General features: G+C 72.3%; 18 protein-coding genes. 11 read left to right on the forward strand and 7 right to left on the reverse strand.

Going from position 1 to position 20,180, the window contains the following annotated elements; all coding sequences use genetic code 11:
- Window positions 1-109: 109 nt before the first annotated feature.
- Window positions 110-1,537 (forward strand): MFS transporter, encoded by a 1,428-nt coding sequence (locus tag ACOBQU_RS04240; RefSeq protein WP_423624552.1) that lies wholly within the window; start codon window positions 110-112, stop codon window positions 1,535-1,537.
- A gap of 32 nt (window positions 1,538-1,569) precedes the next feature.
- Here ACOBQU_RS04240 and ACOBQU_RS04245 read toward each other — a convergent pair whose 3' ends face one another.
- Window positions 1,570-2,364: a metal-dependent hydrolase gene (locus ACOBQU_RS04245; protein WP_423624553.1), complete on the reverse strand. Its 795-nt coding sequence runs from the start codon at window positions 2,362-2,364 to the stop codon at window positions 1,570-1,572.
- A gap of 121 nt (window positions 2,365-2,485) precedes the next feature.
- Here ACOBQU_RS04245 and ACOBQU_RS04250 point away from each other — a divergent pair, with 121 nt between their 5' ends.
- Genes ACOBQU_RS04250 through ACOBQU_RS04260 form a run of 3 tightly spaced genes read left to right on the forward strand, consistent with a single transcriptional unit; the run spans window position 2,486 to window position 6,544 of the window.
- Window positions 2,486-4,999, forward strand: coding sequence for a DEAD/DEAH box helicase (locus tag ACOBQU_RS04250; protein ID WP_423624554.1), 2,514 nt, complete (start codon window positions 2,486-2,488; stop codon window positions 4,997-4,999).
- 37 nt (window positions 5,000-5,036) lie between these two features.
- Entirely contained in the window at window positions 5,037-5,942 is a 906-nt protein-coding gene (locus ACOBQU_RS04255) for an acyl-CoA thioesterase (protein WP_423624555.1), read from the forward strand.
- Window positions 5,943-5,998: 56 nt separating this feature from the next.
- The gene (locus ACOBQU_RS04260) at window positions 5,999-6,544 is read left to right on the forward strand and encodes a tetratricopeptide repeat protein (RefSeq protein WP_423624556.1); all 546 of its coding nucleotides are present in this window, start codon (window positions 5,999-6,001) and stop codon (window positions 6,542-6,544) included.
- A gap of 48 nt (window positions 6,545-6,592) precedes the next feature.
- Here ACOBQU_RS04260 and ACOBQU_RS04265 read toward each other — a convergent pair whose 3' ends face one another.
- Together ACOBQU_RS04265 and ACOBQU_RS04270 are read right to left on the reverse strand one after the other, a co-directional pair.
- Window positions 6,593-7,801, reverse strand: coding sequence for a DUF6397 family protein (locus ACOBQU_RS04265; protein ID WP_423624557.1), 1,209 nt, complete (start codon window positions 7,799-7,801; stop codon window positions 6,593-6,595).
- Window positions 7,802-7,910: 109 nt separating this feature from the next.
- Window positions 7,911-8,324 (reverse strand): roadblock/LC7 domain-containing protein, encoded by a 414-nt coding sequence (locus ACOBQU_RS04270; protein ID WP_423624558.1) that lies wholly within the window; start codon window positions 8,322-8,324, stop codon window positions 7,911-7,913.
- Window positions 8,325-8,417: 93 nt separating this feature from the next.
- Between ACOBQU_RS04270 and ACOBQU_RS04275 the strand changes: the two genes are divergently transcribed.
- Together ACOBQU_RS04275 and ACOBQU_RS04280 are read left to right on the forward strand one after the other, a co-directional pair.
- Window positions 8,418-8,846: a PPOX class F420-dependent oxidoreductase gene (locus ACOBQU_RS04275; RefSeq protein ID WP_423624559.1), complete on the forward strand. Its 429-nt coding sequence runs from the start codon at window positions 8,418-8,420 to the stop codon at window positions 8,844-8,846.
- 332 nt (window positions 8,847-9,178) lie between these two features.
- Complete coding sequence (locus ACOBQU_RS04280; protein ID WP_423624560.1) at window positions 9,179-9,778, forward strand: class I SAM-dependent methyltransferase; 600 nt, start codon at window positions 9,179-9,181, stop codon at window positions 9,776-9,778.
- 89 nt (window positions 9,779-9,867) lie between these two features.
- Here ACOBQU_RS04280 and ACOBQU_RS04285 read toward each other — a convergent pair whose 3' ends face one another.
- Complete coding sequence (locus ACOBQU_RS04285; RefSeq protein ID WP_423634242.1) at window positions 9,868-10,623, reverse strand: alpha/beta fold hydrolase; 756 nt, start codon at window positions 10,621-10,623, stop codon at window positions 9,868-9,870.
- A gap of 140 nt (window positions 10,624-10,763) precedes the next feature.
- Here ACOBQU_RS04285 and ACOBQU_RS04290 point away from each other — a divergent pair, with 140 nt between their 5' ends.
- The gene (locus ACOBQU_RS04290) at window positions 10,764-11,285 is read left to right on the forward strand and encodes a PadR family transcriptional regulator (RefSeq protein WP_423624561.1); all 522 of its coding nucleotides are present in this window, start codon (window positions 10,764-10,766) and stop codon (window positions 11,283-11,285) included.
- Here ACOBQU_RS04290 and ACOBQU_RS04295 read toward each other — a convergent pair.
- Window positions 11,274-12,179 carry an oxygenase MpaB family protein gene (locus tag ACOBQU_RS04295; protein ID WP_423624562.1) on the reverse strand — a complete coding sequence of 302 codons (906 nt, stop codon included), beginning with the start codon at window positions 12,177-12,179 and terminating at the stop codon, window positions 11,274-11,276. The genes ACOBQU_RS04290 and ACOBQU_RS04295 overlap by 12 nt on opposite strands.
- A gap of 119 nt (window positions 12,180-12,298) precedes the next feature.
- On the opposite strand from ACOBQU_RS04295, the gene ACOBQU_RS04300 reads away from it, so the two are divergent.
- Window positions 12,299-12,607 (forward strand): hypothetical protein, encoded by a 309-nt coding sequence (locus tag ACOBQU_RS04300; RefSeq protein ID WP_423624563.1) that lies wholly within the window; start codon window positions 12,299-12,301, stop codon window positions 12,605-12,607.
- A 480-nt stretch (window positions 12,608-13,087) separates the two neighbouring features.
- Window positions 13,088-13,978: a hypothetical protein gene (locus tag ACOBQU_RS04305; protein WP_423624564.1), complete on the forward strand. Its 891-nt coding sequence runs from the start codon at window positions 13,088-13,090 to the stop codon at window positions 13,976-13,978.
- A 106-nt stretch (window positions 13,979-14,084) separates the two neighbouring features.
- Here ACOBQU_RS04305 and ACOBQU_RS04310 read toward each other — a convergent pair whose 3' ends face one another.
- Both ACOBQU_RS04310 and ACOBQU_RS04315 read right to left on the reverse strand, forming a co-directional pair.
- Window positions 14,085-14,267 carry a hypothetical protein gene (locus tag ACOBQU_RS04310; protein WP_423624565.1) on the reverse strand — a complete coding sequence of 61 codons (183 nt, stop codon included), beginning with the start codon at window positions 14,265-14,267 and terminating at the stop codon, window positions 14,085-14,087.
- A gap of 106 nt (window positions 14,268-14,373) precedes the next feature.
- Window positions 14,374-15,426, reverse strand: coding sequence for a fatty acid desaturase family protein (locus ACOBQU_RS04315; protein ID WP_423624566.1), 1,053 nt, complete (start codon window positions 15,424-15,426; stop codon window positions 14,374-14,376).
- Between the two features lie 191 nt (window positions 15,427-15,617).
- Between ACOBQU_RS04315 and ACOBQU_RS04320 the strand changes: the two genes are divergently transcribed.
- Together ACOBQU_RS04320 and ACOBQU_RS04325 are read left to right on the forward strand one after the other, a co-directional pair.
- Window positions 15,618-18,560: an SNF2-related protein gene (locus ACOBQU_RS04320; RefSeq protein ID WP_423624567.1), complete on the forward strand. Its 2,943-nt coding sequence runs from the start codon at window positions 15,618-15,620 to the stop codon at window positions 18,558-18,560.
- Entirely contained in the window at window positions 18,557-19,936 is a 1,380-nt protein-coding gene (locus ACOBQU_RS04325; protein WP_423624568.1) for an SWF or SNF family helicase, read from the forward strand. Before ACOBQU_RS04320 ends, ACOBQU_RS04325 begins: the two co-directional genes overlap by 4 nt.
- Window positions 19,937-20,180 lie beyond the last annotated feature (244 nt).

Genomic DNA, 20,180 nt, shown 5'->3' on the forward strand with positions numbered 1-20,180 from the left:
CCGGGCCTTCTCGGCTGCGCCTCTCCCCCTTCAGCAGCGTCTCAACCGCCGCACGGCCGCGCGGCGGTACCGACGACCTGCGCCGGGAGAGCGCGAGGAAGGTCCACACGTGCGCGACCACGTACACGACAAGGCGCAGAGCGAGGGCGGCGACACCGCGCGAGTCACCGGCCCACCGCCCCCTGCGGACACCACGCGCCGCTGGGCACTGTTCACCGTGTCCCTCGGCGTGTTCTGCATCCAGCTCGACTCGTTCGGCCTGAACCTCGCGCTGCCGCGGATCGGCCGTGACCTCCACGCCAGCGGCACCGGTCTGCCCTGGGTGATCAGCGCCTATCTGCTGTCCACCGGCACCCTGATGCTGGGGGCCGGGCGGCTCGGCGACCTGTTCGGCAGGCGGCGGCTGCTCGTCATCGGGCTCGCCCTGTTCGGCGGCGCGTCCCTGGCCTGCGCGCTCGCTCCGACGCTGCCCGTCCTCGTCGGCGCCCGGGTGGCCCAGGGCGCGGGCGCCTCGCTGATCATGCCGGTGGGCCTGTCCCTGCTGACCAACGCCTATCCGGACGCCCTGCGCGGCCGCGCCACCGGCCTGGCCCTCGGTATCGGCGGCACCGCCATGGCCTGCGGCCCCTTCGTCGGCGGCGCCCTCACCGAGGCGCTGTCCTGGCGGGCACTCTTCTGGCTGAACGTGCCCCTCGCCGCGCTCGGCGCCCTCTGCGCCGCCCGCACCGCCGAGAGCTACGACACCACCGCGCCCCGCACCGTCGACTGGAGCGGCCTGCTCACCGCCACCGCCGCGCTCGCGGCCCTCAGCGTCCTCATCGACCGCGGCCGCACCTGGCCGTGGCCCCTCACCCTGTCCGGCGCGGCGACGGCCCTGGCCCTGCTCGCCCTGTTCGTCCACCGCGAACGCACCGCCCGCCATCCCCTCGTCGACCCCGGCCTCGTCCGCAACGCCCCGTACGTGGCGCTGACCCTCACCGGCGCCGCCGCCAACACCGCCACGGTCCTGTTCCTGTTCGTCGTCCCCCTCTCCCTCCAGGGGCAGTGGGGCCTCTCCGTAGGCGGAGCGGGGCTCGCGTTCCTCGCTCCGGCGCTGGCCATGGCGCTGGCGGGTCCGCTGGCCGGTCGGGTGCCCGCATGGGCCGCCGTGCGGCTGACACTGTGCTGCCTGGCGGCGGGGGCGCTCGTCCTGGCGTGCCTGTCCTGGGCCGCCGCCTTCCCGATGTACCTGGCCGTGGCCGTCCTGGGCGGCGCGGTCTTCGGCGTCGCCAATTCCCTGACGCTCATCGCCACCCAGGCGGTGATCCGCCCCGAGCGCGCCGGGGAGGCGTCCGGCGTCACCAAGACCGTCATCACCGTGGCAGCCGGGCTCGGCGTCGGCCTCGTCGGAGCCCTCGCGGACCCGGACGGCGGCCCGGCCTCCCCAGCGGCCACCGGCGCGGCCCTGCGGATCACCGCACTGGGCTGCCTCACCGCCTGCCTGGCGCTCGCCGCGTGGACCCGCGGTTCCGGCGAGCCGTCGCGCCGTCCGCAGTGAAGCCGGGTGTCCCGGCCGTGTCGGGCGAGGGCTCAGATCACATTGAGCGCGGCGGCGCCGCCCACTCCCCCGAGCAGCATGAACACCGGCATCAGCACCTTCAGCTCGACCCAGCTCCCGGCCCGGAACCGCAGCGCCCGCGGCGGACCCACCGGGTACCACCGCTTCCGCCCGATCGGGATCGGCCAGAGGATCGGGCAGCCGGACACGGTCAGCGCGTCCCCGATGTCGTGCACCAGGGCCCCCAGCACGATCGGCAGGCCGAGCCAGAGGTACTCCTGCCCCGATCCCGTGAACAGCCAGTCCGACCCGTTGCCCGGCTTGTCCAGCACTCCGGCCATGATCCAGGCGCTGGTCGCCGCGAGCAGCCACACCAGCACGTCGCTGCTCGACCCGCGCGCCGCCCGCCACAGCAGGCCTTCGATCGCGAGCACCATGTGCACGAACAGGAGGGCGAGCACCGCCCAGCGGCCCCCGGCGACCGCCAGGGCAGACGAGCCCGCACCGATCAGGACCGCCCACACCCAGGTGTGCGTCAGCGTGCGGTGCCCCCCGGAGCGGCGCGGGTCGCCCGCCTTGCGCGTCGCCCGGTACACCGCGTACGAGAGCTTGTCCACGATCTCGCACAGGCCGCGGGAGAGCGGCCCGAAGGCGCGCGAGATGGTCGCCGACTTGTGGTCGAGGTCCGGGGCGAGCGCGGCCCCGGCGCAGATCAGCGCTCCGACGAGCAGCACGGGCCAGGGCATCGCGTGCCCCGCGGCCGCCGTGGCCGCCCCCACCCCCAGCCAGGCCGCCGCTCCCGACAGAGAGTGTGCCGGTCCCATCATCGCTGCTGCCCGCCCCATTTCTGTTGTACTGACGCCCCGTTGGCGAAACAGCGTATCGTTCGCGATCTTCGTACAGGCGTCCGGTTCCCGGATCCGGTCGGAAGGAAGGCAAGATGGGGGTGTGACCCTCATCGATCAGTTGCCACAGGACGCCGACCCCGATGCCCTCTACGAGGCCTTTGAAGGCTGGGCCCAGGAGCGCGGCATCACCCTCTATCCGCACCAGGAGGAGGCGCTGATCGAGGTGGTCTCCGGGGCGAACGTGATCGTGTCGACCCCCACCGGGTCCGGCAAGAGCATGATCGCCGCGGGGGCGCACTTCGCGGCCCTCGCCCGTGACGAGGTCACGTTCTACACCGCTCCCATCAAGGCCCTGGTCTCGGAGAAGTTCTTCGAGCTGTGCAAGCTCTTCGGCACCGAGAACGTCGGCATGCTCACCGGCGACGCCTCCGTGAACGCCGACGCCCCGGTGATCTGCTGCACCGCCGAGGTGCTCGCGTCGATCGCGCTGCGCGACGGCAAGGACGCCGACATCGGCCAGGTCGTGATGGACGAGTTCCACTTCTACGCCGAGCCGGACCGCGGCTGGGCCTGGCAGATCCCGCTGCTCGAACTGCCGCAGGCCCAGTTCATCCTCATGTCGGCCACGCTCGGCGACGTCTCCATGTTCGAGAAGGACCTCACCCGGCGCACCGGCAGGCCCACCTCCGTCGTCCGCTCCGCGACCCGCCCGGTCCCGCTGTCGTACGAGTACCGCCTGACGCCCATCACCGAGACGCTCACCGAGCTCCTCGACACCAAGCAGGCCCCGGTCTACATCGTGCACTTCACCCAGGCCCAGGCCGTGGAGCGCGCGCAGTCGCTGATGAGCATCAACATGTGCACGCGCGCGGAGAAGGACCAGATCGCCGAGCTGATCGGAAACTTCCGCTTCACCACCAAGTTCGGCCGCAACCTCTCCCGCTACGTCCGGCACGGCATCGGCGTCCACCACGCGGGCATGCTGCCGAAGTACCGGCGCCTGGTGGAGAAGCTCGCCCAGGCGGGCCTGCTGAAGGTCATCTGCGGCACCGACACGCTCGGCGTCGGCGTGAACGTCCCCATCCGCACCGTGCTGTTCACCGCGCTCACCAAGTACGACGGCAACCGCGTGCGCACGCTGCGGGCGCGCGAGTTCCACCAGATCGCGGGACGCGCCGGACGGGCGGGCTTCGACACGGCCGGGTTCGTGGTGGCCCAGGCGCCGGAGCACGTCATCGAGAACGAGAAGGCGCTGGCCAAGGCGGGCGACGACGCGAAGAAGCGCCGCAAGGTGGTGCGCAAGAAGGCCCCCGAGGGCTTTGTGGGCTGGACGGAGAGCACCTTCGAGAAGCTCATCGCCTCCGAGCCCGAGCCGCTCACCTCGCGCTTCCGCGTCACGCACACCATGCTCCTGTCGGTGATCGCCCGCCCGGGCAACGCCTTCGAGGCGATGCGCCGCCTCCTGGAGGACAACCACGAGCCGCGCAAGCAGCAGCTCCGGCACATCCGCCGCGCCATCGCCATCTACCGCTCGCTCCTCGACGGCGGCGTCGTGGAGAAGCTGGACGAGCCGGACGCCACCGGGCGGATCGTGCGCCTGACCGTCGACCTCCAGCAGGACTTCGCGCTGAACCAGCCGCTGTCGACGTTCGCCCTCGCGGCCTTCGAACTCCTCGACCCCGAGTCGCCCTCGTACGCCCTCGACATGGTCTCCGTGGTGGAGTCCACCCTCGACGACCCGCGTCAGATCCTCGCCGCCCAGCAGAACAAGGCCCGGGGCGAGGCCGTGGCGCAGATGAAGGCCGACGGCGTCGAGTACGAGGAGCGGATGGAGCGGCTCCAGGACATCTCCTACCCCAAGCCGCTGGAGGAGCTGCTCTTCCACGCGTACGGCACTTACCGCACCAGTCACCCCTGGGTCGGCGACCACCCCCTGTCGCCGAAGTCGGTCATCCGCGACATGTACGAGCGGGCGCTGTCCTTCACCGAGTTCACCTCGTTCTACGAACTCGCCCGCACCGAGGGCATCGTCCTGCGCTACCTCGCGAGCGCGTACAAGGCCCTGGAGCACACCATTCCGGACGACCTCAAGTCCGAGGACCTGGAGGACCTGATCGCCTGGCTCGGCGAGATGGTGCGTCAGGTCGACTCCAGCCTCCTCGACGAGTGGGAGCAGCTGGCCAACCCCGAGGAGATGACGGCCGAGGAGGCCCAGGAGAAGGCCGACCAGGTCAAACCGGTCACGGCCAACGCCCGTGCCTTCCGCGTCCTGGTGCGCAACGCCCTCTTCCGCCGGGTCGAGCTCGCCGCCCTCGACCACGTGGAGGAGCTGGGCGAGCTGGACGAGGAGTCCGGCTGGGACGCGGACGCCTGGGGCGAGGCCATGGACAAGTACTGGGACGAGTACGACGACCTCGGCACCGGCCCCGACGCGCGCGGCCCCAAGCTGCTCCGTATCGAGGAGGACCCGGCGCACGGTCTCTGGCGCGTCCGCCAGACGTTCGCCGACCCCAACGGGGACCATGACTGGGGCATCAGCGCGGAGGTCGATCTCGCGGCTTCCGACGCGGAGGGCCGTGCCGTGGTCCGTGTCACGGACGTCGGCCAGCTCTGACCGCACCCGTTTCCCGGACAGGAGTCGAGGACCCGTCATGAACAACCCCGCCGACCGCCTGGTCGACCTGCTGGACCTGGAGCAGATCGAGCTGAACATCTTCCGCGGCCGCAGCCCGCAGGAGTCCCTCCAGCGCGTCTTCGGCGGGCAGGTCGCCGGGCAGGCGCTGGTCGCCGCGGGCCGCACCACCGACGGCGGCCGCCCGGTGCACTCGCTGCACGCGTACTTCCTGCGGCCGGGGCGCCCCGGCGTGCCGATCGTGTACCAGGTGGAGCGGGTGCGGGACGGCCGCTCCTTCACCACGCGCCGCGTCACGGCGGTCCAGCAGGGTCGCACCATCTTCAATCTCACCGCCTCCTTCCATCAGCCCGAACAGGGCGCTTTCGACCATCAGTTGCCGCCGCGCATCGACGCGCCGGACCCGGAGTCGCTGCCGACGGTCGCCGAGGAGATCAAGGAGCACCTGGGCGCGCTGCCGGAGCAGTTGGAGCGCATGGCCCGGCGGCAGCCCTTCGACATCCGCTATGTGGACCGGCTGCGCTGGACCGCCGAGGAGGTCAAGGACGCCGAGCCGCGCAGCGCGGTGTGGATGCGCGCCGTGGGGCCGCTGGGCGACGACCCGCTCGTGCACACCTGCGCGCTCACCTACGCCAGCGACATGACCCTCCTCGACGCCGTCCGCATCCCCGTCGAGCCCTTGTGGGGCCCGCGCGGGTTCGACATGGCCTCCCTGGACCACGCCATGTGGTTCCACCGTCCCTTCCGAGCCGACGAGTGGTTCCTCTACGACCAGGAGTCGCCGATCGCCACGGGGGGCCGCGGGCTGGCCCGTGGCCGCATCTACGACCGTGAGGGGAAGCTGCTGGTCTCCGTGGTCCAGGAGGGCCTGTTCCGCCCGCACACGCCTCGCCATGTGGGCACGTCCGAGGCTCCTGGGGTCTGAGCGGCACAGGGGACCCCCGGGCCGCACCGGGGGTCGATACGGGAAGGGAACAGGGCATGAACGACGACGTCTCGGCGGGTAGGCCCACCGATGCGGGGGACCCCTTGCAAGGCGCCCGGGACGAGGTCCTGGCCCGTGCCGTACGGCTGCGCGAGAGCAGGCGCCGCGAGGAGGCCCGCGCCCTGCTCGTCGCCCTGAGCGAGCGTCACCCCGACGACGTGGAGGTGGCGTACCAGACCGCGTGGGTGCACGACACGCTCGGCCTGGAAGCCGAAGCGCTGCCGTACTACCTTCGCGCGGTCCAGCGCCCCGGCCTCTCGGACGACGACCGTCGTGGCGCGCTGCTCGGCCTCGGCAGCACCTACCGCACCCTCGGCAAGTATCCGGAAGCCGTGGCCACCCTGCGGGACGCGGCTGCGGAGTTCCCCGACGACGGCGCGCTCAAGGCCTTCCTCGCCATGGCGCTCTACAACACCGGCGACAGCCACGAGGCGGTGTCGATCCTGCTGAAGCTCCTCGCCACCACGAGCCGAGACCCGGCGATCACCGCATACCGCCCCGCCATCGAGTTCTACGCCGAGGATCTCGACGCCACGGTCTAGCAACGCGCGCCTGCCGTGCGGGGCCCCTTCCGCCGATCGCGGGCGTCCCTAAACGCGCCTGCGGCGCAGCCACTTGAGCAGTCCCCGCGGCTCCTGGCTCCGCCCGGGTCCCGCGGGTTGGCTGAGCCGCGGGTCGGCCGCTTCCGGTCCGGCCCCCTGGGCCGCGCTGACTGGTCCGGAGGCCGGGGAGGCTGGAGGGAGCGCGGGGTGCGGGTACGCGCGGGAGGGGAGCTGCGCGTGTGGTGTTGGCTGCGGATGAGGCGGGGGCTCGGCGCGGGCATGCTCGCGTGCGGGGGGTGCGGAGCCGATCGGAGGGAGGTCCGGCCTCGGCGCCGGGCGGTGCCGCCGGGCTTCCATCAGGCTCAGGGTGAGGCTGGCCCGCAGCCAGTTGATCTCCTCGGGGTCGTCCGCCGTCGTGATGCGCTCGACGATATGGGCCGTGGGTGACTCAGGCGCGGCCCGCGTGAGCGGCTCGGGCTTGAGGCGGGTCAGATAGGCGCGTTCGTAGGGATCGCGCACCGCCCCCGAGCGCCGCCTCGGGTCGAGGAACGAGGCGATCACAGCGGCGCGCTCCCAGGGGTTCTCCAACTGCCGCAGCAGGAGGCCCACATGGCGTCGCCGCCAGGTGCGGGCCCGCAGGTCCACGCCGGTCGCCAACCGGGCGCGCATCGTGTCGGGCGTGCGGCCGTCGAGCAGTGGTGCGTTGACCTCGGCGGCCGCGAACTGCCGTAGCTCTTCGGCGAGATAGAGCCAGACGACAGCGCGGTACCGGTTCACGTAGAACTTGATGGGCGTCAGCACGCCCGCGCGGGCCAGCCGCGCGAACCGCTCGCGCGTGATCTCCATCAGCGCCGCACCGTCAGCGGTGCCGACCGTTCCGATCTGGGCGCGCAAGTCCTCCGGGAATCCTCGCGCGGCGCGCACTCGGTCGATCTCGTCGCGGCTGACACGGCGGCGTCCGCCTGCCGGGTCGGGGACGGTACGGATGTGGCCGAGCAGAACGGCCAGCTCGAACTCGCCGCGCTTCAGACCCAGTTCGCGGGCCGCGGTGGTGCGTGCGAGCGGCGTCTGCTGCCCGTCACGGGCGGTCGGTGCCGTGACGATGCCGATGGGCGTGGCCGACGGCGCCGCAGCTGTCGGATGCCTCGGCGGAACGGACGCGAGCGGCGGGACAGGCGTGGGTGGCGCGGGCGGCGCGGCTGATGGAGCCGATCGAGGCTGCGGAATGGGCGGGATGGTATGCGTGTCGCCGGTCATGGCGGTTCTCCCCCGTGCTTGGTCATTGCTCGTGGAAAAACCGTAGCCCGCGCGGCCCGTCTCCCGCTCGTCCTGTGGATAACTCTGGACGCGCTACTGTCTTCGCAGGTCAGAGATCTACGACAGGTGTCCGCTCCGGTTGGCGCGCGTCCACCCCGAGGTGCTCACCGACGCGGTTCACCAGCAGTGTCATCTCGTACGCGACCTGGCCGATGTCAGCCTGCGCCGAACTGAGGACACACAGACAGCTCCCCTCGCCCGCCGCGGTCACGAACAGCACCGCGTCGTCGTACTCGATCATCGTCTGGCGTACGTTTCCGGCGTGGAAGTGGCGGCCCGAGCCCTTGGCCAGGCTGTGCAGACCGGACGAGACGGCCGCCAGGTGCTCCGCGTCCTCGCGCTGCAGGTCCGAGCTCGCGCCCGTCACCAGCCCGTCGTTGGACAACACCAGCGCGTGCCGGACGTGCTCCACTCTCTTGGTCAGGTCGTCGAGCAGCCAACCGAGCCCCGTTTTCTGCGCCATGGCCCCTTCTCCCCGTGCGTCGCTCCCCCTGGCTGGAGGATCTGACCTGCCAGCCTTCCCCACCTCCGGCGTCCCGGCAAGCATGATGGGGACATGGCACAGAAGATGACCGATGAGCAGTGGCGGGCCTTCGTCTCGCACGGCACCCGCACCGGAAAGCTGTCGACCGTCCGGGCGGACGGCAGCCCGCACGTCGCGCCGATCTGGTTCCTCCTCGACGGGGACGAGATCGTGTTCAACACCGGCAAGGACACCGTCAAGGGGCGCAATCTCGCGCGGGACGGGCGTGTGGCGTTGTGCGTGGATGACGATCAGCCTCCGTACGCCTTCGTCGTCCTCCAGGGCAGCGCCCGGATCTCGGAGGATCCGGAGCAGTTGCGGCACTGGGCGGCCCGCATCGGCGGACGCTACATGGGCGAGGACCGGGCCGAGGAGTTCGGCGCGCGCAACGGCGTGCCCGGCGAACTCCTCGTCCGCGTCCGGATCGACAAGGTGCTCGCGTTCGCGGAGGTGTCCGCCTGACCACCTGATGGCCTTCACGGCCTGAGCGTCGAACCGCCCTCCGCGGGCATCGATCCGCCTACCACGAGCAGATGGGCAAAAATTCCCGCCCATCTGTTCGACCGATTGGTTCAGGCCATTCTCGCGGCCCCTCCCTTCCGTGCCGTGCACCACGTGCGCCGCGCTCACGCACGCGCCACGGGGGGCGGCACGCACTACAGGGGGGCGGCCCGTACCACAGGGACGGCGTGCACTGCGAGGCGGCGTGCGGCGTGCGGCGTGCGGCGTGCGGCGTGCGGCGTGCGGCGTGCGGCGTGCGGCGTGCGGCGTGCGGCGTGCGGGAGCATGGGCGCATGAGCGATGACCACACGCGCGTCCAGGAGTTCTTCACGGCACGGGCCGCCGACTGGGACAGCCGCTTCCCGGACGACGGCCCCGCCTACCGCGCCGCCGTGTCGGAGCTGGGCCTGCGGCCGGGCGGCCGGGTCCTGGACGCCGGGTGCGGCACGGGCCGCGCGCTGTCCGCGCTCAGGGACGCCGTGGGCCCGACCGGGCACGTCATCGGGGCGGATCTCACCCCGGCCATGCTCCACGCCGCGGTGCGGGCGGGCAGGCAGACCTACGGGCGGCTGCTGCTCACCGACGTGGCGCGGCTTCCGCTGCGGACGCAGTCACTGGACGCGGTGTTCGGCGCGGGCCTCATCTCGCACCTGCCCGACCCCTTGGAGAATCTGCGGGAGTTGGCCCGGGTCGTGCGCCCCGGTGGCCTGCTGGCCCTGTACCACCCCATCGGCCGCGCGGCCCTGGCGGCACGCCAGGGCCGCCAGCTCACCCCCGACGACCTGCGGGCCGAGCCCAACCTCCACCCCCTGCTAGCCGGATCGGGCTGGCGCCTGACGTCGTACGTCGACGAGGACACCCGCTTCCTGGCACTGGCCGTGCGCGAGGGCTGAACCCGCACACGGGGTGCGGCAGATCAGCCGGAAGGAATCTTCAGCGCAGACCTCGCCCCACGCGTGGCTTCTCACCGTGTCCCGGCTCCTCAGTACCGCCCCGCGACCACCGCGGCGAAGGCGGCAGGCTGGTCGAACATGACGTTGTGCCCGGCGCCCGGCACGGTCACGACCCGCACCCCGGCCGCCCTCAACTCCTCCGCACCGGGAAGTTCCCCACTCAGCTTCCCCTGCACATAGACGCGCTCTACGGAGAGGCCCATCAGCATCGCGCGCATCGTAGGGACCGTCCCGCGCACGAGCCCGGTGGCGCTGCGGTGCAGTGCGCGAGGATCGGCCAGGCGCATGGTCGACGCCCAGTGAGCGCCCACGCCCTCCAGGACGCGGGCGTACCCGGCGGCCACGAAGTCCTCCTCTTCGTAGGAGGCGATTCCGCTGCTGCCCGCCGTCCGCGGAGGGTGCGGATCGAGGTTGGCCTCGGTGAGGACGAGACGCGCCGCCAGGTCGGGCCTCCGGTGGGCCAGGACGATGGCCACGGATCCGCCCATGCTGTGTGCGACGATCTCCGCCCCGCGTACGTCCGCCTCGTCCAGCGCGGCCGCGAGGGCGTCCGCATGGTCCTCCAAGGTGTAGCCGAAGCCCGCCGGTCGGTCGCTCAGTCCGTGGCCCGGCAGGTCGACGAAGAGGGATCTGCGTCCGGCCAGCTCGGGGCGCGCGGCGATGTGTGCGTAGTACGCCGCCGACGCGGCACCGAGACCGTGGACGTACACCCGCGCGGGGCCGACGCCCTCGCTCTCCGTCCACCGGATCCGACTGCCGCGCACGTCGAACCCCGCGTCCCGCATCGCCATTCTTCGCTCCACTCCTGAGTGCCTGGTCACGTGCCTGCTGCGGCCTGCTACGGCCTGCCGTGCGCCAGCGACAATACCTCGTCCACGTAGTATTGCGTTAACGATGTACACCGGGTGTGCGGCAGAATGCGGGCATGCTGGAGCTCGCCATCCTCGGATTCCTGTACGACCGCTCGTTGCACGGCTACGAGCTGCGCAAGCGCATCACGGCCCTCACCGGGCACGTGCGTCCGGTCGCGGAGAGCACCCTGTACCCGGCCATCAAGCGGCTTGAGCGGGCAGGGCTGCTGGCCCGCGAAACCCAGCCCGGCGCCGTGGCCGCTCCCCGCCACGTCCTGAGCCTCACCGCGGACGGCCGGAGCGAGCTGCGCCGCCGCCTGGCGGAGCCCGCGCGGGGGGACATCACCGACGAGAACCGCTGGTTCACGGTGCTCGCCTTCCTTCGGCACCTGGAGGACCCCAAGGCCCAGGCAGCCGTCCTGCGCCGCCGCCTGGACTTCCTCCAGGAACCGGCCAGCTTCTTCTACGAGGGCGACCGGCCGCTGCGCGCCGAGGAACTGGACGATCCCTTCCGGCAGGGCATCCTCACCATCGCGCGCGCCACGAGCCGCGCCGAGCTTGCCTGGCTGCGCAAGACACTGGCGTCACTCGGCTGACGGCGCCCGGGAGGGGTCGGTCGCCAGCACCGGGCAGCCGCGCGCTCCGGACACGGGGAACGTGCCGAGCGCGTCGAGCCGGTATCCGTTCGGGTAGCTCTTGATCCGCCAGTTCTGCCGGGCGTGGCTCGGCGTCGTACGCGGCGGCAGCAAGCGCACCGCGCGGCCGCGCAGCCGCACGGCCCGCCGGACCAACGCGCGCGTGAGGTCACTGGGCGGGTCGTAGCGGAACGCGCGCAGCAGCGAATCGTCGAGCAACGCGAGGATCGCCGTGCGCGTCGCGGGCTCCAGGGGGCGCGGAAACCAGGTGCCCATCAGGGCCAGCGTCGCGTCGGAGACCTTGCGGCCCCCTTCGTCCCACCCGAAGTGGGCCTCTTCGTAGGAGTCCAGGCACGCGGCGAACTCTTCGTAGGAGCGGGGGATCTCCTTGATGCCCATGCGCTGCCCCAGGGTGCGGTAGTGCACGACCGACGCAATCACCTCGTGGCTGGACAGCCTGCGCCACCCGTAGGCGTCGATCCACCGCCGGGGCGTCACCACGAAGGTGCACAGCACGTACCGCATGTCGTCGTTGCTGATGGCGTAGCTGCGGTGCATCTGGTTGATGCGGCGGATCGCCGAGCGCCCCTCGTCGGCGTCGAAGCCGTGCTCGACGATGGCGTCGAGGAGCAGCGTCGTGTCGTCGTACCGGCGCTGTGTGCGGTCGGTCAGCTCCGCGGTCCGCGCCAGGAGGCCGCCGATGCTCGGCACGGCGTAGGTGCGGTAGAGCGCCAGCTCCAGCGCTCTCATGTAGTCCCACGGGAACTCGTACGTCGACGAGAGCCGGTAGATCGTCAGAGAGTCCTTCTCCGGGTCCAGACGCCTGATCTGGCGGAGCCGGTCGTAGCGCTTCACCGCTCGGTCCCCTTCTGTCGCCGCATCTTCAACTCTACTTTGGGGAGCGACAGATGCAGGATCGGTGATCGGGCCCTCACAGCGTAGGGGCGGGGCCCATGCGGGGGAAGGCGGTCCACATGTTAGGCAGGATCCGTAGCCTGTGGCGGGGGACCGAGCACGACGAGGACACGGACGAGAGGGCGGAGGCGTCAACGGGCGACGGAAAGCGCCCGCACAACCTCTTCGAGGCGGCCGCCGTCTACGTGGCGGCGTGCGCCGATGACGACCAGGAGCGCATGGACGAGGCCAGCGGCTGGGTGTCGCCGGAGGCGCTGTCGTTCGGGGTGCAGGAACTGGCGTGCCGGGCGGTCATCGCCCTGGCCCGGGAGCACGACGAATCGCCGCCCGCCGTGGCTCGTAAGCTCCTCGGCCTGCCTTCCGCCTGACGTCCGTGTGCGTCGGGTCGGGGCAGACGAGCGCCGTGCGCACCGGCACGCCCGTCTCCGCCGCGTGTGCCAGCCGCTCGCGGACCTCGCGCGGCGTGCGGGGCCGGTAGCCGGGGCCGCAGCCGCAGCAGTCCTGGGGGAAGCGCACCCCCGCGGACAGCACGGCGGTCAGGGCGCGCCATCCGGCGGTGTCCCGGCGCTTGGGCACGGCGAGTGCCGAGCCCGCGTTCAGGAGCTGGCCTCCGCACCGAGGGCACACACCGTGCCGTTTGCGCGCGTAGCGGTGCGAATCCTTGTACGACACCCGGCACGGAAGACAGATGTAGTGCGAACTGGCCCTGGACATGCCGAGCAGCGTAGATGTCGCTGGCGGCGGCGTACCAGCTGATTTTCCTGGTCATCCACCTCTCGACGCCGCTGGGGGCCAGTGGTTAGGGTGCGCCGTCGGAGAACGTAGTGAGCCGCGGTGGGGAGGTCGGCATGGCCGGTTCGGACAAGGCTGGCGCCGTCGACGACGAGGCGCTGTACGTGCTGACGGCGGTGCTGTTGACGCCTGCGAAGTTCCCCAGTGTGCTCGGCGACGACTATCCGGAGGCGTGCGCCGCGCTGGGGCTGGCTCCGGTGGCCGCCGGATACGGGCTTGTGCTCGGCCAGGACAGCAAGGGCGCCCGGTGGACCGTGGTCACCGACGACGTGTCGCTGGTGGCCGTCGCGATCGCCACCTGGGACTGCGGCATGGAGTACGACCTGTCCCCGGACGAGCGCACGGTGGTCGCCGCGCTTCCGGGCTGGCCCCTCGCCGTCGCGGTGGCCGCCCCGGGCGTGCCCGCGCCGCACGACCCCGAGCCCGACCCGAGCGAGCCCGGCCGTGTGCCCCTGTCGCCGCCGGAGTCGGACTCCTGGGGGCCTGCCCAACGGCGTCTCGGCGCGGACGAGATCGCCCTTCAGTGGGCCGCTTGGCGCGACCAGATCGACGACGCCGACTTCGCGACGGACGACGATGCCGATTCCGGTGCCCGTGCCGGTACGGAGTCCCGGAGCGGCGAGCGGCAGGACGCCCGGGGCGCCACGGGCAGTGGCGCCCCGGATTCCGGGGCCGAGCCGCCGACCGGTGTGCGGCGTGTGCTGGCGGAGGCCCGTGCGTACGTCGATACGCCGCCGCCCGTGGGGCGCGTGCGCTCGGCGTTCGCCTCCGGTGATGCCCGTACGCTGCGCGCCGACGGTCCGGGCTGGTCCATGGTCGCGAGGACGGACGACATCGCTTTCGTACTGCTCGACGAGGAGCCCGGAGAGGTCCTTCCCGTGGGGCGTGGGGCCGAGCTCCCCGGTTTGCTCGCGGCCCTCGACAAACTGGCCGTGCGGCCCTCCTGACCCCCGCGTGGCCCTGTCGCAGCGCGTCCGGCCTCGCGGGGGCGGCGGTCATGCGGCCGGCTATACGGCGGCGCAGTGGGCCGCGGTCCCGGGGAGGCCGGGGCGCTCAGCGGCCGAGCTCCTTGCGGGTGACGCGGCGCAGCTTGCGCCGCTGACTGGGGTCGAGGGCCAGATAGGCCGCCGTCGGGACACCGATCATGATCAGGAAGGCGACCCACCAGGGCAGCCAGATCAGCAGGATGATGCCCGCCGCCACGCCTCCCGCGGCGATCTTCGCGTTCTTCGACATGTCCGTCGCCTCCTTCGCGGCTGGTGCCGCTCTCTGCCTTGAGAAACGGGATCGGTCCGTGCCCAGTTCCAGGGCACGACCCTGACCGATCCCTGAGGTGCGACCCCTACTCGACCCTGAGCGGCTCGCCCACCTCGTACATGTGGCGCAGTACCTGCCGGTAGGAATCGATCAGGCCGGTTTCCGTGTAGGGCATACCCACAGCATGGCAGTGCGCGCGGACCAGCGGCTGGACGAGCCGCAGGTGCGGGCGGGGCAGGCTCGGGAAGAGATGGTGCTCGATCTGGTAGTTCAGGCCGCCGAGCAGCCAGTCGGTGACCGCGCCGCCACGGATGTTCCGCGAGGTGAGGACCTGGCGCTGGAGGTGCCCCCAGCGGTCACCGTGTGGGTCGGGCATGTCCATGCCCTTGTGGTTGGGGGCGAAGGCCATGCCCAGGTGCAGGCCGAACAGGGCCTGGTGGAGCGCGGCGAAGACAAGGGCGTGCGCCAGGGGCATGGCGGTCAGGAGCAGGGTCGCGTACCCCACCAGATGCGCCACCAGGAGGGTGCCCTCCAGCGCGCGCTGGCGTGGGGGCTGGCGGCGCAGGTCCTGGAATCCATAGACCTTCATGGCGACGCCCTGGAGCAGCGTCAGGGGGAAGAACAGCCATGCCTGGTTGCGGGTGAGCCAGCGCCGGAAGCCCACCCGGACCCCTGCCTGCTCGCTGGTGAACACCAGCACGTCGGCGGCGACGTCGGGGTCCTTGTCGATGTGGTTGGGGTGGGCGTGGTGGCGGTTGTGCTTGTCGTTCCACCAGCTCACGCTCATGCCGAGCAGGAGGTTGCCGTGGAAGAGGCCGATGAGGTGCGCCACGGCGCGGTTGCCGGTGATCTGTGCGTGCCCGGCGTCATGACCGATGAACGCGGTGCGCACGCACAGGACGGAGAGCACGGGCGCGAGGAGCAGGACCCACCAGCTCTGCCCCAGGGCGAACAGCCCCATGCCCGCGGCCACCAGCGCCGCGGCGTTGACGCCCATGGTGCGGGCGTACCAGCCCGGGCGCCGCTCCAGGAGACCTTGTGCCTTGACCGTGCGCAGGAGAGGTGCGAAGTCACTTCCGGCGCGCCGTGGGGCGGCGCCTGTGGGGCGGTCCGCGACGGCAGCGATGGCCTGGGGCATGGCGGGGTCTCCGGTCTCCGTATCGGTGGGCTGACCTGAGAAAACGTACGGATCGGCGACCGTCGGCACCTATGACGCCTTCCCCCGAGTTCCAGGGGGGTTCAGTACCTGCGTCTAGGGGTGCTGGGTACACCCCCGCCAAGAAGTGACGGGAGTCACTGCGGCTGGAGCCGCGCGCCGCCCTGTGCGTCATGTACTCTCGGCCGCTCCCGGTCTCATTAGTCAAATTTGAGGAATGCGCCATCGCTGTGCCCAGGCTCCCCGCTGTCCCTCCCTCCGAGATCTCCGAACTGTCCCGTTGCTCCGTGGTGTTCGTGCCCGGCGACCCCGGACGCACCGGCCGAGTGGCCTTCTGGCACCCCGACGGCGACACCCCGCCCACCACAGCCTCCGGCGTCCTCGAAGAGCTCGCCGTCGCCCTGCCGGACGACGGCGCCGTCCAGGTGAGCACCGTCCCGGCGACGCTGCTCCCGGTGCGGGCGGCGCTGCCGGTCCTCACCCGGGCACGTGCCTCGTCCGGCGCTCACCCCACCGCGGCCTTCTGGGGCACGGCCGCCGTGCTGGCGCTGCAACTAGCCGCCCGAGGGCTGCTGTTGCCCGGCCTCACCGACAGCGATCACGACGCCTGGCGCGCGGGTCCGCTCGGCACCGCCGACCTCCAGCGGCTGCGTGAGCTTGCCGCCGCGATGCCGCCCGCCGCGCACGCGGTCCCGCTCGACGGTGCCGTCCCGCCGCGGCTGGCGGAGCCCGAGAAGCTGCTGCGCCAGTTCCTGGACGCGGTCGCCGACACCCTGCCCCGCTCCCCCGCCGCCGCTACCGCCGCAGGGCAGCGGGCCTTCGCGGCACCGGAGCCCCAGCACGTTCCGGAGCAGCGCGACTGGGCCACGGATGTCGCTGCGGGGCACGACGCGGGCGTGCGGATCTCGCTCCGCGTCGAACTGCCCGGCCTGTCGGCGGAGGTCTCCGAGGAGACGCGCCTGCCGTTCCGGGCAGTCCTCCAGATCCACAGCGTCAGTGACCCCGCGCTCGTCGCCGACGCCGCCGAGGTGTGGGCCGGGACCGGCACCGCGGCGCGGGCGTTCGGTCCCCGCGCGCGGATGGACGCCCTGCTCGCGCTGCGCCGTGCCACGCGCGCGTGGGCGCCCCTTGGCCCGCTGCTGTCCGCTGCGGTGCCCGACGCGCTCGAACTGGCCGACGAAGAGGTCTCCGGGCTCCTCGGAGAGGGGGCCCGCAGGCTCGCCGTGGCAGGCGTGGACGTGCACTGGCCCAAGGAGCTGGCGCGCGGCCTCACCGCGCGCGCCGTGATCGGCCCGGACGACTCCCAGGGCCCCGACGACGACAGCGAACGAGGCCCGGACAAGCTGTCCTCGGACACGCCCTCGTACCTCTCCGCCGACGCCCTGCTCGCCTTCGACTGGCGCTTCGCGCTCGGCGGCCGACAGCTCAGCCGGGCCGAGCTCGACCGCATCGCGGAGGCGAACAGGCCCGTGGTGCGGCTGCGCGACCAGTGGGTCCTCATCGACCCCGACGAGGCACGGCGCGCCCTGGCCCGGCAGGACCACAAGGTCACGCCGATCGACGCGCTGAGCGCCGCGCTGACGGGCAGCGCGGACGTGGACGGCCAGCGTGTCGAGGTGCAGCCCACGGGGTGGCTGGCGGCGCTGCGTGAGCGGCTGGCGGACCCCGAGGGCATGGAGCCCGTCGGGCAGCCCGCGGCGCTCGCCGCCGAGCTGCGCGACTACCAGCTGCGGGGCCTGAACTGGCTGTACCGGATGACGTCGTTGGGCCTCGGCGGATGCCTCGCCGACGACATGGGCCTCGGCAAGACGATCACGCTGATCTCGCTGCACCTGCACCGGCAGAGCGACGAGGCGACGGCGGGCCCGACGCTCGTCGTGTGCCCGACGTCCCTGATGGGCAACTGGCAGCGCGAGATCGAGAAGTTCGCCCCCGGCACGGCGGTGCGCCGCTTCCACGGCGCCCAGCGCGGCCTGGAGGACCTGGCGGACGGCGAGTTCGTGCTCACCACGTACGGGACGATGCGCCTCGACACCGAGCGCCTTGCCGACGTCTCCTGGGGGCTGGTCGTCGCCGACGAGGCGCAGCACGTGAAGAATCCGTACTCCGCGACGGCCAAGCAGCTGCGCACCATCGGGGCACGCGCACGGGTGGCGCTCACCGGCACCCCGGTGGAGAACAACCTCTCCGAGCTGTGGGCGATCCTCGACTGGACGACCCCGGGCCTGCTGGGCAAGCTCAGCACGTTCCGCACCCGCTACGCGCAGGCAGTCGAGGGCGGCACCGACCCGGCCGCCGCCGAACGGCTCGCCAAGCTGGTGCGCCCGTTCCTGCTGCGCCGCCGCAAGTCCGACCCGGGCATCGCTCCGGAGCTGCCGCCCAAGACGGAGACCGACCGCGCGGTCTCGCTCACCACGGAGCAGGCGTGCCTCTACGAAGCGGTGGTGCGCGAGGCGCTCGCGGAGATCTCCGGTGCCGACGGCTTCGCGCGACGCGGCCTGATCGTCAAGCTGCTGACCGGCCTGAAGCAGATCTGCAACCACCCCGCGCAGTACCTCAAGGAGGACGAGCCGCGGCTGACCGGCCGCTCCGGGAAGCTGGAACTCCTCGACGAGCTGCTCGACACGATCCTGGCGGAGGACGCGAGCGTGCTCGTGTTCACGCAGTACGTGCAGATGGCGCGGCTCATCGAACGCCACCTGGGGGCGCGGGGGATCCCCACGCAGTTCCTGCACGGCGGCACGCCGGTCGCCGAGCGTGAGGACATGGTGCGCCGCTTCCAGGACGGCGACGTCCCGGTGTTCCTGCTGTCGCTGAAGGCGGCGGGCACCGGCCTCAACCTGACGCGAGCCGAGCACGTCGTGCACTACGACCGCTGGTGGAACCCGGCCGTCGAGGCTCAGGCCACCGACCGCGCCTACCGCATCGGGCAGACGCAGCCCGTGCAGGTCCACCGCATCGTCGCGGAGGGCACCATCGAGGACCGCATCGCCCAGATGCTGCTGCGCAAGCGCGAGCTGGCCGACGCCGTCCTCGGGTCCGGCGAGTCCGCGCTCACGGAGCTGACCGACGCCGAGCTGGCCGACCTGGTCGAGCTGCGAGGGGGCGGGCGATGAGCAACGGACACGACACGGCGTACGGCGTCCACGGAGACGGCGTGTACGCGCGCGGCACGACAGACACGGGCGGTATCAGCGGCAGCGAAGGGAGCGACGACGAGGTGGCGGCGTACGACGACGAGCGGACCTTCGCCGCGCTGCCTCCCGCGCGCGGGAGGGGGTTCGCGGAGACCTGGTGGGGGCAGGCCTGGCTGAAGGCACTGGAGGACACGGCGCTCGACAACCAGCAGCTGAAGACCGGCCGGAGGCTGGCGCGCGCGGGTTCCGTCGGCGCGGTCTCGGTGCGCCCGGGACGCATCACGGCGGTCGTCCAGGACAAGCAGGGCACGGCCCACCGCTCGGACGTGCTCTTCCAGGAGCTGAGCGAGGAGGCCTGGGAGCGGTTCCTGAGCACGGTCGTCGAGCGGGCCGGTCACATCGCCGCCCTCCTTGACCGTGACATGCCGCCGCACCTGGTGGAGGACGCGACGGCCGCGGGCGTCGAGCTGCTCCCGGGCATCGGCGACTTGGAGCCGGAGTGCGACTGCGAGGCGTGGGACCACTGCGGCCATACGACCGCGCTGTGCTACCAGATGGCGCGGCTCCTCGACCAAGACCCCTTCGTCCTGCTCCTGATGCGTGGGCGCGGTGAGCGGCAGCTCCTCGACGAACTGCAGGTCCGCAGCGTGGCCCGGCAACCCGCGGCGGACACGCCCCAGGAGGGCGCGGCGGAGGGCGCCCCGGAGGGCGTGGACGCCGCTGAGGCGTACGCGGAGGGGGTGATCCTGCCCCCGCTGCCCGAGCCGCCTCCGCTGCCGCCAGAGGCCGGTCTGCCGCCTTCCCTGGACTCGGAGACGGAGCCCGCGCCCGGCGTCGATGTGACGGCGCTGCGGTTCCTGGCGGCGCACGCCGCGGCGGAGGCGCACCGCATGCTCGGCGAAGCCCTCTCTCCGGGGCATGAGCAGCAGCCGGTCGAGGCCGAGTTGACGCCGTCCGAGGATGCAGTGCGGCTGGCCGTCGCGGCTCCGGACGCGGTCGCGGCGCGGCTCGCGGAGGGCTCTGGCCGTGACCGCGACGGCTTGGCGTGCGCCGTGCGGGCCTGGGGCTATGGCGGGCGTGCCGCGCTCGCGGTGCTCGAGGACACGTGGGTCCCGGAAGCCGCGGCCCTTGCACGCGCGCGTGCCGCCCTCGACGCCGCCTGGGACGAGGGCGAGCGGCCCGCACTGCGCGCCGCGCACAACCACTGGACGGTGGTGGACGGCGACACCCAGCTCCGCCATGGGCGCGACGGGCGCTGGTGGCCCTACCGCAGGGAGGGCGGCCGCTGGATGCCCGCCGGACCGGCGGCGCACGACCCCGCGACGGCCTTGGCGGTGGCGTCCGGAGGCGAGTGACCATGCCCGGGGTACATGGCTGAAACGTGTACGTCGGCCACCGGCGTGCCCGCGCGGTCGCGCAGTGCGCCGGGAACACCGGCGCGCGCACTCGCCCTGGCCAGCGATTGAGCACCGCGATGCCATCCAGGACCGTGGAGCACGCCGGTTCAGCAGCGCGTATCTGTGCGGAGCCACCTGAAGGGGGGTGCACGCAGGGGAAGGTGCCCCATCGCTGCTTGTCGCCCCGGTGACGACCGACGGC

It is taken from the genome of Streptomyces sp. G45 (assembly GCF_049542095.1).
Lineage (GTDB): Bacteria > Actinomycetota > Actinomycetes > Streptomycetales > Streptomycetaceae > Streptomyces.